At 39.4% G+C, this 12,911-nt stretch carries 11 protein-coding genes; 4 read left to right on the top strand and 7 right to left on the bottom strand.

Going from position 1 to position 12,911, the window contains the following annotated elements; genetic code table 11:
- Nucleotides 1-84 precede the first annotated feature (84 nt).
- Entirely contained in the window at nt 85-429 is a 345-nt protein-coding gene (locus WAA15_RS00845) for a DUF6249 domain-containing protein (protein WP_337040450.1), read from the top strand.
- An 18-nt stretch (nt 430-447) separates the two neighbouring features.
- On the opposite strand, the gene WAA15_RS00840 is transcribed toward WAA15_RS00845, so the two are convergent.
- Nucleotides 448-1,470: a WD40/YVTN/BNR-like repeat-containing protein gene (locus WAA15_RS00840; protein WP_337040449.1), complete on the bottom strand. Its 1,023-nt coding sequence runs from the start codon at nt 1,468-1,470 to the stop codon at nt 448-450.
- A gap of 35 nt (nt 1,471-1,505) precedes the next feature.
- Between WAA15_RS00840 and WAA15_RS00835 the strand changes: the two genes are divergently transcribed.
- Entirely contained in the window at nt 1,506-2,861 is a 1,356-nt protein-coding gene (locus tag WAA15_RS00835; protein WP_337040448.1) for a BatD family protein, read from the top strand.
- Nucleotide 2,862: 1 nt separating this feature from the next.
- Here WAA15_RS00835 and WAA15_RS00830 read toward each other — a convergent pair whose 3' ends face one another.
- From WAA15_RS00830 to WAA15_RS00805, 6 genes are all read right to left on the bottom strand, one after another.
- On the bottom strand, nt 2,863-4,512 hold the full coding sequence (locus WAA15_RS00830) for an amidase (protein WP_337040447.1): 1,650 nt from the start codon (nt 4,510-4,512) through the stop codon (nt 2,863-2,865).
- 213 nt (nt 4,513-4,725) lie between these two features.
- Nucleotides 4,726-7,059 carry a ChbG/HpnK family deacetylase gene (locus WAA15_RS00825; RefSeq protein WP_337040445.1) on the bottom strand — a complete coding sequence of 778 codons (2,334 nt, stop codon included), beginning with the start codon at nt 7,057-7,059 and terminating at the stop codon, nt 4,726-4,728.
- A 115-nt stretch (nt 7,060-7,174) separates the two neighbouring features.
- A complete protein-coding gene (locus WAA15_RS00820; protein ID WP_337040444.1) occupies nt 7,175-7,816 on the bottom strand; it encodes an alpha/beta hydrolase in 642 nt (213 codons plus the stop codon).
- Between the two features lie 59 nt (nt 7,817-7,875).
- Nucleotides 7,876-9,162, bottom strand: a complete 1,287-nt coding sequence (locus WAA15_RS00815; protein WP_337040443.1) for an NAD(P)/FAD-dependent oxidoreductase — start codon at nt 9,160-9,162, stop codon at nt 7,876-7,878.
- 144 nt (nt 9,163-9,306) lie between these two features.
- Complete coding sequence (locus tag WAA15_RS00810) at nt 9,307-9,837, bottom strand: DinB family protein (protein WP_337040441.1); 531 nt, start codon at nt 9,835-9,837, stop codon at nt 9,307-9,309.
- Nucleotides 9,838-9,928: 91 nt separating this feature from the next.
- On the bottom strand, nt 9,929-10,492 hold the full coding sequence (locus tag WAA15_RS00805; protein WP_337040440.1) for a YceI family protein: 564 nt from the start codon (nt 10,490-10,492) through the stop codon (nt 9,929-9,931).
- Nucleotides 10,493-10,996: 504 nt separating this feature from the next.
- Here WAA15_RS00805 and iolB point away from each other — a divergent pair.
- On the top strand, nt 10,997-11,863 hold the full coding sequence (iolB, locus tag WAA15_RS00800; protein ID WP_337040439.1) for a 5-deoxy-glucuronate isomerase: 867 nt from the start codon (nt 10,997-10,999) through the stop codon (nt 11,861-11,863).
- Nucleotides 11,864-11,875: 12 nt separating this feature from the next.
- A complete protein-coding gene (gene iolC / locus WAA15_RS00795) occupies nt 11,876-12,895 on the top strand; it encodes a 5-dehydro-2-deoxygluconokinase (RefSeq protein WP_337040438.1) in 1,020 nt (339 codons plus the stop codon).
- The last annotated feature ends 16 nt before the right edge of the window (nt 12,896-12,911 follow it).

Genomic DNA, 12,911 nt, shown 5'->3' with positions numbered 1-12,911 from the left:
TTTTTTTTTACCCGACCCGTAACCTAGTTTTAAAGACCTGCATCCTATCGTCAAATATTATTTCACTTTTAAAATCATTTAATTATGGATGCTCGTGTAGTAGCTTTAATCGTTCCGATTACTGCAATAGTTTGCTTTTCTGGGCTTTTGGCTATATTAAGAAAATTTGAAAATGAGGAAAGAATGGCTATGATTGAAAAAGGGCTTACCCCCCCACAAAAAGAAAGCACCAAAGTTAATCCTGCTTCTGCCTTACGTTGGGGATGCCTTTTTATGGGAGTTGGCTTTGGTATCTTTCTGGCTAATTTTATAAGCACTGTTAAAGATGAATCAGATGCGCTATATCCGGCATTTATTCTATTTTTTGGCGGCTTAGGGCTTCTTATTTCTTATTATATCCAGCTAAAACTCGACCAAAAACACAAATAGTTTTCTTACATTCTAAGACTACTTACGCCACTTAGCCAAATTACCTTTGCCACCAATTGCCCAACAATCGTTTTTATAACATGAAACCGCATGGAAAGCCTCATTATCGATGGCTTTCCATGTTTTTCCCATATCGTCCGAAAGCCCCGTGCCTGAAGTGCCTACTACTAATAAACTTTTATCAGATAAAACCCAGCTTGATTCTTTTAAGCCATCTGGCTTGGCTTGTGGCAACAAAGCCCATGTTTTACCGCCATCATGCGTAATGGCTATGTTATCTGAAACCTTTTTGTCTTCTTTATAATCGCCTCCTGTGGCAATTCCGTCTTTATCTGAATAAAAATGTAGCCCGAAAATACCTGAGGTTAAGCCCTGAGTAAAAGGGGTTTCGGCAACTTGCCATGTTTCGCCCTTATCAGTGGTATAAAAAACCCTACTTTGCGTATTTATCCATGCCTTTTTTTTGTTGCGCGTAATTACACACGTGCCACTAGCTGCAAAAGAGGCTTCACCTTGTTTAATAACAGGCAGTTTATCTTTAGCTATTCTATGCCATGTTTGCCCACCGTCTAATGTTCTCAGAATAAAAGGTTTATCATCAACAGGGTCGCCAATGAGTACCCCTTCTTTTTCATTCCAGAAATCGAATGAATCGAAAAAAGCACCTTTTTCATGTGTTTCAAAAACTATTGTCCATGTATTGCCCCCATCAATCGTTTTGTAGATTCTTGCGGCATTTTTTTCGGCCTCGCCTGCACTCATGGCAAAGGCTATGTGTTCATTAGCTCCATAAATATCTCTGAAATCAAGAGTTTCAGCCCCTTGAACTCTTATTACCTGCCAATGCTGGCCTGCATCGGTAGTTTTCAGGATGGTGCCTTTTGTGCCACCAGCCCAAACCACTTTACTACTAGTTGCACAAATAGAACGGAACGATGCCTCTGTGCCTGCATTTTGTTTGCTCCATTGAGCTTTTAGAGTACTAACCGATAAAATTAAAAGGAAGGATAAACGTTTTTTCTTAAAAATAAAGTTAATCATATCAATCATTCAGAATAGTGGTATATTTTTGTGAGATGAACCAACGAATGTACATATTTCTTTCTACTCTTTTTTGCTTTTTTTGCAGCTTTTTTGCCTATGGGCAAGAGGATGTTAAGATAGAGTTCGGAAAAAAGAACTTGTTAACTGATGAGGTACTTGTGATTAATGTATTTATTAAAGGCAGCGACAAATCGAATGTAAGTGCTTTTCCTGAAATTCAGGGATTTACCAAAGCTGACAGAAAAATTGTACATACCAAAGGACAAGCCCATACTATTACCCAGAACTACACCCCTTCTAAAGAAGGCACCTACCGTATTGCCCCTTTTGAACTTACAGTAAACGGTAAAACTTATGAGTCGGAAGCTACTACTGTTGTGATAACAGCACCTAAAGATACAGATGAAGAGGAAGAGCTTATAAATACCGAAGATATTAAAGAAAATGCTTTTCTAGGTATGAATATCGACAAAAGCAAGGTGTATGTAGGGGAAGGTTTCAAGGTATCTCTAGCCTTTTATGTAGCAGAAAGCAATACAATGAAAATAGAGTTTCCTGACAACCTGAACGCGCAGGTTGATGCTATTGCTAAAAAAATAAAATCGCCTGATTGTCTGGAAGAAAGAATCAACATTACCAACATTGATGAAGGCCATAAAACAATAAATGGAAAAAAATTCTTTGTATATAAGTTTTTTGAAGCCATTTATTTTCCGTTGAATAACCAACCTGTAAAAATTCCTGCTGTTGAGTTACGTATGACCCAGATACAGAAAAAAACAGGAGAAAAAGAATCGATTAGTTTCAAGAATAAGCCTTTTACCGTAAGTGTAATGAGTTTGCCAGACCACCCCCTGAAAGATAAGGTTGTGGCAGGTGATTTTAGTTTATTGGAAGAAATAGAAACAAGAAAGATTAATACCGGAAAAAGTTTTAATTATAGTTTTAAAATAGCAGGACACGGAAATTTTGAAACTGTTAACGTTCAGTCGCCTGTTAATGATAGTTTTTTTGACTTTTATCCACCTGAAGTCAGAGAAACAAGTAATAATGGACAGGGCATTCGGGAAAAAGAGTTTCGCTACCGGATTGTGCCTAAAGACTCGGGGCAACAATCTTTAGACAAATATTTTTACTGGATTTATTTCAATACGAAGGATAAAAAGTATGATACCCTAAAGTCTCACATAAGAATAAAGGTTCTGGGAAAAACAATTGCTGATAAAGAATCGGACACCTCACAGGATATATTCGCGGGTATTGATAAGCTGGATACATCAACCGTTGAAACAAATTATCAGGAGGTAATCAAGAATATTTCGAACCTCCTGATAATTTGCATGATTATGGGCTGTCTGTATTTTTTTAGCTGGAAAAAGCAGAAATAACTTACAACTTCGGATGTTTCTTATGAAAATCGGTTGCGTCCTGATACGCCTTTGCTACTTGCAACAACTTAGCTTCGCCAAATAGTTTTCCCATAAATGTGATACTTGTCGGGCGGCCTTCTGGTCTGAAACCATTAGGCAAAACCACACACGGATGCCCCGTAAGGTTTGTCAGTGTAAGATTCCGGCTAAACGAAGGCGAAAGGTACACATCAATTCCTTTTAGACGGCGTTCCATTTCCTGAATTAACAATGTACGGTGCCGATTGGCTTGTAAGTACTCAACGGCAGGAATAAACCGCGCCGAACGAAAGGCATTAGGCCACGCGTTTTTGTTTTGCCTGACCATTAAATCGTCTTTACCCGAACGGGTTAATTCATCAAAAGCGGCTGCGGCTTCAACACCCAATAAAAAACTGATGTCGTTCGACGGCAAAGTAGGTAATTCCAGAGGTATCAACTCTGCTCCCAGCTTTCTTAAAACCGCTAATGTCAAAGAATCTGTTGTTTTATTGGGGTATTTTCTTTCAAATTCACTTTTCAGATAAGCAATTTTTATTCCTTTCAGACCTTTGGTTCCGTCATAGTTAAAAGGGGCTTGCATACAGGTAAAATCTTGGTTATCAACACCATGTATAGCATTAAAAACAATTGCGCAGTCTTCAACAGTTCTACATATTGGCCCTAGTTTATCCATGCTCCAGCTCAGTGCCATAGCTCCGGTACGCGGAACACGCCCAAATGTGGGGCGCAAACCTGTGGTTCCGCACTCAGACGATGGCGAGACAATTGACCCGAGGGTTTCACTCCCGATTGCAAAAGGTAAAAGACCTGCCGCCACTGACGAAGCCGAACCCGCCGAAGAACCACTGGACCCACGGTTTAAATCCCACGGATTAAGGGTCTTACCACCAAACCATACATCGCCCATAGCTAATTCACCTAGAGTTAATTTAGCACAAAGTACTGCTCCAGCTTTTTCGAGCCTTTGTATTACTACGGCATCCTGCTCAATTACTTGCTCTTTATATGGCACCGAACCCCAAGTTGTTTTGTAGCCTTTCACAGCTAGTAAATCTTTAGCGCCGTAGGGTATTCCATGCAATAAACCTTTGTATTTACCTGCTTTTATTTCTTCATCGGCCTTTCTGGCTTGTTTCAAAGCAAGGTCTTCGGTAATTGTAATGGCATAATGTAGTTTAGGGTCATATTTTTTTAATCTTTCGATAAAAAACTGTGTAAGTTCCAAAGACGAAATCTTTTTTGTACGAATCAATTCTGCCAACTCTCTTACTGAATAAAAGGCGAGGTCATCCCGATTAACTGGTAGCTCCACCTCTCCAACCTGAGATGCTTTAAACGGGAGGTAGTTTTTTTCAAACTCAAAACCTATGGGTAACGGATTAAAGTATAAAGCCGGAGCCACGCTGTTATCTAGTGGAATTTTCCTGATGCTCTCAAAATCTTTCCGATTATCATTTAAATCGTTAATCATTGAATCCGCTTCGGCATCTGTAAAATCTAGCCCCAGAATTTTTTCGGCCTGATTAACCACTTCAACAGTAATTGGTGGGTTGTCGAGTGCTTTGGTAATAAATGCCCCTAAACCTAAAGAAGCCATGCAAGCAAGGGGGAGTACAATTTTCTTCATAAGTTATAGTTTGTTAATGAACAGAAATATATAATTTGTTAAGTGTTTTTAGCATTTACAAAGCCCACGTGCGCAAGCTAATCCAATGCCTGCAAACATTATAGCAACAGACACATAGATTTTTTCATAAGGGTATTTTTTGCTTGTGAATTTACATAAAAAGCCGAAACACTAATGTTGTTCCGGCTTTTATTTTTTGTAAAAATACGCTCTTTATCTGGCCTGATTTATTGCCTGTTTATAGCTAATTAACTGGATACCCTTTTGCTCAATTGCTGCTTTTACTTTCTCGCTGGTAAAAATGGTAGTTACATCCTGCCGACCTTTGGCAACATCTTCATATCCGATATGATAAATAGCTCGAAGTTCATCATTATCAATGCCGGGATGTTCCACAAAAACATAGGTTTTACCTTCTTCTAGTTTATCCAACATTTTAATAAAAGCCTCTATGCGTTCGTCGGTCGATTTATTTCGGAAATCAAACCCAGTATAGCTAATACCAAAATCTTTCTGAGAGTCGGCATCTACCATTACCAGATTATATTCTTTTGCTACTCTTTTTGCCATTTCTTTCACTTCGGGCGTAAATGCGGTGCTACCCATGTGCCCCGACACGTGGCTCAGCCGAGGAATATACTTCAAGGCCATTTCTATTTGCGCTCTTAGCTCTTTTTCTACGTCGGCTAGTTGCCATGTATTATCTAGCACAGCCTGTTGCGGATAATTGTTATTATGGAAGAGCATCGGGTAAAAGTATCCATCTTTATTACGCAAACTAGGTGCGTCGGTCATTGGGCGCCATTTAATGTTATCCCATTCACTTGTAATAGCAAAATGAAGTCCAACATCAATTCCATTGTTTTGCTCCAGTAATTTTACAGCTTCTGGAAACCACGGAGACGGAACAATTACCTCAATCGATGTTTCAATACCTTCTTTATAACATTTTATGAGGGCTTGGTTACCTGAGTGAGAAAAGCCCATGTCGTCTCCACGGACAATCAAACGTGGCGGATTACTTAAGCTCTTCCTTAATACTCCTTTTGTGCTTGATTTACTAAAAATACTTGCCAGCTCAATTGAAACGTTATCGCCATCGAAAGTACATTTAATGGTTTCTGTATGTGGGCTTTCAATGTATCGCAAAGTGAATTCCAAAGTATGGTCATCTTTCCATGTATAACTGCCAGCCGTTTTAAATGGAGGCAATCCTTTACGGTTTGCCTTAGCTCTGGCTACCAGATATGGCCCCTGTTTAGTGGTTTCGCTGTACGCCCATTTTCCGGCTCCAAAGGGTAAAGTATGTGTTACTGAATCTGTTTGTAAAGTGAGGTTACAAATACCATTTTTGAAATCTAAGCTGATGCTCTTCAAACTTTTATCGTTAGCAATAATACCGAAGGTTTTACCAGAAAGTTTGGCTTCAAGAGCCGTTATGTCGTTTTTCTGTGGCACAGGAAGTGCCAACGTACTTATTTTTTCTTTTAATGCGATTAATGCTTTGGGGTTAGCTGCTAGTTTTTTGGGCTTAAAGGCAGGTAGAATATATTTCCAGACCAGATTAATCTCTGACTGCATATCGGGTGCTTCGGCAGTTATTGCAACTACGGCATCTTGGTCGGGCATTACAATGATAAACTGCCCGTTGGCTCCATCGCCTCTATAAGCATTATTACGGCAACGCCACATCTGGTAGCAATATCCTTGCAACCAATCGCTTGAATCTTTTTTAGCTTGTGGGGCGCTTGGGTCTTGCATAATTTTCATGGTTGAGGCTTCTTCTACCCACGAGGCAGGCAAAATCTGTTTTCCTTTCCACATACCTTTTTGCAAAAACAACTGCCCGAATTTTGCCATATCTTCAGTTTTGATTCTTAAGCCCCACCCTCCGGTGTTGATTCCGTTGGGGTCAACCTCCCAGTCTATTCCTTCAATACCTAGTGGCACAAATAAACGTGGTTTCAGATAATCGACTATTTTTTCGCCTGTTACTTTTTGTACAATTGCCGAAAGCATATAAGTAGCTACCGAGTTGTATAAAAATTTACTGCCGGGCTGATTCACAATAGGTGTATTAAGAAAAGTTTTCACCCAGTTATCACTCGTAGCTACCACACCAGTTGGGTCAGGAGCTTGGCCAGCACTCATACTCAGGAGGTCTTTTACTTTTAACTCTGCTAAATTGGGGCTTATTGTCTGAGGTAAGTCATCAGGAAAAAAGGAAATAACTTTGTCGTTCACTGTCAGGCGTTTTTCGGCAACAGCAAAGCCTACGGCAGTGGCTGTAAAACTTTTACTACACGAGTACATGGTATGTTTTAAATCGGCACGGTAAGGATTCCACCAGCCTTCTGCCACTACTTTGCCGTGGCGGATTATCATAAAACTATGGAATTCGTGTTTGCTTTTAGAGGCGGCTTCCAGAAACTGCGTAATACCTTCGCTCGAAACACCTTCCGCTTCAGGCGTACTACGCGGCAATGAATTAGTTTTCTGGGCAAATGTATAAACGCTAAAGAGGAGGAAAATACATATTTTTCTCATAGGTATTGGTTGAAGTAGGTTAAATAGAATGAGTTTGAAAACGAAATGAAAGTTAGAGAATATCTATCGATTTTCATAATTTCTTTTCAGAAGGCTATTAAAATGAATTGGGATTTCACGCCATGCAGTTTTGAAAAATTATACTTATTTCTTTTGCCCTGTTTACAGTCATGAAATGCCCACCACCTTGTACTACAACATCTGTTTTTATAAAATATGCGGGCAAGATTTTATCGGCAGTTCCATGGATATGAATAGTGTTCGGATGAATTGTCTGGTTTTTCCAGCATAGAATTTTATTAATAGCCCATTTTAAAAAATCTTCGTCTAAATCCTGAAGAATGTTGGCAAACATATTTTTATGTTGCTTGTCGCTTATCCCAAAAAGCCAGTCGCTTATAAAAGTATGCTGTTTTAAAAGAGTAATGGGCAAGAGTTTATGAATAGCCAAATACCCTGCCCAACGATAATAGAAAGGAATTTCAGTATATATTTTGGCAGATGCCAGCAAAATAATTTTTCGTGTATTGACGTATCTGGCAACTTCTATTGCTATCATACCACCAAAGGATAATCCTATCAAAACAGGGTTTTTGGTGTTTATCTGGTTTGTAAGCCTTTGGGCATAAGCCTCTATACTTTCGTTATTTTCGGGTTTTATCCATTGAATAAAGACAGGTTTAAAAGTGCCGAAATCTATTTCACCAAATACTCTTTCATCTACACCCAAACCGCTGAATACATAAACATTTTCCATGAAATTATCAGAAAAGCAAAGAGAGAGCTTTTCACTCTCCCTTTGCAAAAAATATCTTATCAGCTTCCGGTTTTAGTTTTAGGCCGGATAATAAGCCTCAACGACTGGTCGTAAGTTATATAACTCCATAGCCAGTTAATAAATACCATTACTTTATTTTTGATACCAAGAATCGACATTAAGTGTACGAACATCCAGACGTACCAAGCAAAGGCCCCCTGAAACTTCCAGAAAGGCAAGTCTACTACTGCCAGATTTCTACCAACTGTTGCCATTGAACCCAAATCTTTATATTCAAAAGGTTTTAGGTCTTCTTTTCGCATAATTTTAAGGAAGTTCTTGGCTAATAGTTTTCCCTGCTGAATTGCTGGTTGTGCCATTTGCGGATGCCCATTAGGAAATTTCGGGTCACCGCTCATTAAAGCGATGTCTCCTACGGCAAAAATATTTTCATAGCCGTCAACCTGATTAAACTGGTTCACTTTTATGCGGCTTCCCCTACCATAAATTTCAGGTGCGAACCCTTCAATTGAATTTCCTTTTATACCTGCGGCCCAAACTACGTTATTGGTACGTATTTGTTCGCCTGTACTGGTGTAGGCATATTTTCCGTCAAAATCTGTAATTCTAACACCTGTTTTTACTATCACACCCAAGCGTTCGAGGTATTCTTTCCCTTTGCTTGATGCCTCTTCTGACATTACTTCCAGCACCTCGGCCGAAGACTCAAAAAGGTAAATTTTCATCATATTGAAATCCATCTCAGGATAATCTTTTGGCAAAATAACCTTTTTCATCTCTGCCAGTGTTCCTGACACCTCAACTCCTGTTGGCCCCCCTCCTACTACTACCATATTCATTAACCCCTCACGTGTTTCAGCATCTTCGGCCGTTAGGGCATCTTCAAAATTCTGCAATACACGGTTACGCAAGTAAATAGCCTCTGAAACTGATTTCATCGGAATAGCATTTTCAATCATGTTTTTCATGCCGAAAAAGTTTGTTCCTGCACCCATAGCCAAAACAAGGTAATCGTAGGTAATTTCTCCTAACGCAGTATCGATGCTATTTTTTTCAGGGTTTACTTTGGTTACTTCTGTAATACGGATGTGTACATTTTTCTTTCGTTGAAAAATTTTCCGAAGCGGAAATGAAATAGAACTTGGCTCAAGACCAGCCATGGCCACCTGATAAAAAAGAGGCTGAAACTGGTGATAATTATTTTTGTCTATCAAGACAATCTGAACATCGTGTCTGGCAAGTTTTTGAGCTAGTGCCAAACCTCCGAAACCGGCACCAATAATTACGATGCGTTTCTGGGGAGTATCTGGAATATTTGGAGTCATATTACATGTAGCCGAAGCTTTTTGGATTTTTCTAATAATAGAACGCCAAAACAAACATTATTGTTCGACTTTTTCAAGAATTATTCTATTATTTTTCAATAAAAAAGCCCGTTTGTTTTTACATCAGACGGGCTTTCAGATTTGTTAGAATAACATTTCATTTGGGGGCTTAATGCCTTTCATACGGATATAAATAGTGGTTTGCCCACGGTGGTGTGTCTGATGCTCAAAGGCTTTGGCAAATACCATTTCTTTGGTCATGTCGCCTCTGTTACCAAATTTTACCATTTCTTTAAATTGCTCGTCGGTCATGCCTTTTAAGGCATTTATTACAAAATCGTAGCTGTCTAAAACCATTTTGGTAGTTGCAGCCTTCGATTTATCTTCGGCTTTTTCAGAGGCCCCTCTTTCAATAGGACTTTTAACACCACTAGCCAAAGAGGCAAAGTTGTAATTAGCATCGGCTAAGTGTAAAAGTTGCTGTGCAAAAGAGCGAATGTCAGGCGAAGGCTTAAAATCGTAGCCATCTTCTGGCATGGTTTCCAGATACAATTTAGTATATGCTTTTGCTCTTTCCCATTCTTTAATCATTTGTTCTTTATCGAGCGCATAGGCGTTCGAAAAGCCGAAGGCAAATAGCGCCAGCAGGCTTAATAGTAGAGATGTTTTTTTCATTGTAATAGATGTTTGAGATTTTAGAAGTAAATGTAACAAAAAAGAGACTTCCTGATGAGCAAGAAGTCTCTTTTTAACGATTTATTTAAAATTAGTTAGCAACAAATTCGCCACTAGCTCTTAATTCTACTTCTTCGCTTACTACGGCAGACGGCATAGCACCTACGCCAAAAGCAGTACGGTTGATAGTACCACTAGCTTTGAAACCAGCTACTTTTTTGCCTTGACGGTTAGTAGTTGTACCAATCAAAGTCAGGTCAATAGTTACAGGTTTTGTTACGCCTTTCATGGTTAGGTCGCCGGTTAACTGAAATTTTTTAGGGCCAACACTTTTGATTGACGTACTTTTGAAAGTAAGTGTCGGGAATTTCTCAGTGTCGAACATATCAGCTTTTTGCAAATGCCCGTCTCTCATTTCGTTGTTGGTTGTTACGCTTTTCGCATCAATTGTTAACTCAAAAACTGCATCTGAGAAATCTTCTTTTGATGAAGTAATGCTTGCATCAAAGTTTTTGAAAGTACCGTCAACTTCTGACAGCATAAGGTGTGTTACAGTAAAGTTTACTTTAGTGTGTGCTTTGTCGGCCGACCACTTCTGTGCAAATGAGCCAACTGACGCCAATAGGCTAAGTACCAAAACAACTGCTTTTTTCATTGGTTCTGAATGATTTTAATTAATAATAGTGAATTGATTAAGAAAAACAAATGTAGATACATATAATATATATACAAGTATTTTCTCAGGTTTTAACAAAACATTAACTTATATAAGTTCAACAAAGATTGCAAAAGCAATAAAAATCAGCGGGGTGTGTCGACATATTCCGAAAATCACTCGGCATTTTTTAATATTAAGCCGATTTCTTCTTTGTCTTCAAAGCCCTTTAAATAAAGATAGTTTTTGAAGCATTTGTTGTTTTCAATTCTACCCCAAATCAATTTAAAACGTTTGCATGACAATTTGAAACGTTTGCAAAAATAAATATTTTTATATTTAGTCTTTATATAATACTATTGCATCAATTATAGCGCCCTGCATACAATTATTACATCAAAAACTTGTCTATACAAGTTAGCTAATATACTTTTGCAGATGCCTTAGTTCAGGCGAGTCCAGACAAAATAATCTAAACCTGTTTGATAGCTGTATTACCCTACTATGAAAGACCAGAATTTATTAGTTAAACCACAAAACAACCCTATCTATCAGCATTTTACGGCTGAAGATGCCGGCTGGAAACATCTTAATTTCGGGGCCAGAGTAATGCAACAGGGCGAAGAATGGGAACACGATACCACCGAAAATGAAATGGCTATTGTGCTTCTGGGAGGTAATTTTAAAGTTGCATCTGACAAAGGAAACTGGGAAATAAAAAACGGACGCAAAGATGTTTTTAGCGGTATTGCACACACGTTGTATTTACCTCGCCATACTAAATTTACACTTACGGCAACCAGCCCTGTACTTGACATTGCCTACTCATGGGTAAGCACCGACCAAGACTTTGCCCCTTATCTTAAACAACCTCAAGAAGCAGCCATTGAATTACGCGGAGGTGATAACGCTAATCGTCAGATAAATAGCCTCATACAACCCGGGTTTCCGTGTCATAAAATTGTTTGTGTTGAAGTTTATACACCTTCAGGCAACTGGAGTTCTTTCCCTGCCCACAAGCACGATGAAAGAAAGGTTGATGCTAATGGCCAACTAATTGAAGCCGAATTGGAAGAAATTTATTTTTACAAATTTCAGTCACCGCAGGCTTATGCCATTCAGCAGGTATATACCTACGACAGAAGTCTGGATGAAATTATCAGAGCCAAAAACAACGAAGCCGTTTTAGTACCTAAAGGGTACCACCCCGTAGCCGCCTGCCACGGGTATCATGCTTATTATCTCAACTTTTTAGCCGGAAGCGACCAGGTACTTACTGCCACCAACGACCCTGACCATGAATGGATATACGGAACCTGGAAAACACAAGACCCAAGATTACCGCTTGTAACCGCCCATATGAACGTATAACCAGCCCTTTTTATGCAAGCAAATACAAAAAAATATGATATCCTGACCATAGGACGCTCCTCTATTGATTTATACTCAAACGATATAGGTTCTCCTTTTGTTGATATTAGCTCTTTCGGAGCCTTTGTGGGGGGGTCTCCGCTGAATATTGCCGTAGGTTGTAAACGGCTTGGCCTCAATACCGGATTTCTAACAGCCGTAGGTAACGACCAAGTCGGCAAATTCATTTTGCATTTTTTAGATAAAGAAGGTATTAATACAGCCTCAATTCCTACTATTGATGGTACACGTAGCTCAGCCGTTATTCTGGGCATTGAACCACCCGACAGGTTTCCGCTGGTTTATTATCGTGATAATTGTTCTGATATTAATATCAATCTTGAGCATATCCGCAAGGCTGACATTGCGTCTTATCGGTCGGTTATGTTTTCGGGAACTGCCTTTAGCAAAGACCCAAGCCGTACAGCCATGTTTTATGCCATAGAAGAAGCACAAAAGTATGGTGCTGTAACTGCTTTGGATATAGATTTCAGGGCCGACCAATGGTTTGACCCTCTGGCCTTTGGCGTAACTATCAGGGCTGCCCTTCCTTATATGGATTTTGTTTTAGGCACCGAAGAAGAAATTCTGGCAGCATTCATGACCGACCCTAAACAACTGGAAATAAAGCACCAGCAGATTTCTGCGCCAGAAATCAGAGGAAATATTGACAACGCTATTCAGGAGATTCTCAATAAAGGTGTAAAAACGCTGATTGTTAAAAGAGGTGCTGATGGGGCTTCAATATTCCAGAAAGGAAAGGAAGAAATAAAAGTACCGGGGTTTCCGGTTGAAGTAATAAACGTACTTGGGGCAGGCGACTCATTTGCCGCAGGCTTTATGTATGGCTACTTGCAGGGCTGGGATTTATATAAGGCTGTCAGGATGGCTAATGCCACAGGTGCCATTATGGTAACCAAACATGGATGTGCCAATTTTATGGCTACTCTCGACGAAGCCCTGTCATTTGCCAATAGCAAGGGTGGATTATAATATCTGATAAAATTCT

The sequence above is a fragment of the Emticicia sp. 17c genome, assembly GCF_037153985.1.
In the GTDB taxonomy this organism is placed as follows: Bacteria; Bacteroidota; Bacteroidia; order Cytophagales; family Spirosomataceae; genus Emticicia.
The sequence above is the reverse complement of the archived record's forward strand: the minus strand, read 5'-3'. Positions and strand labels throughout refer to the sequence as shown.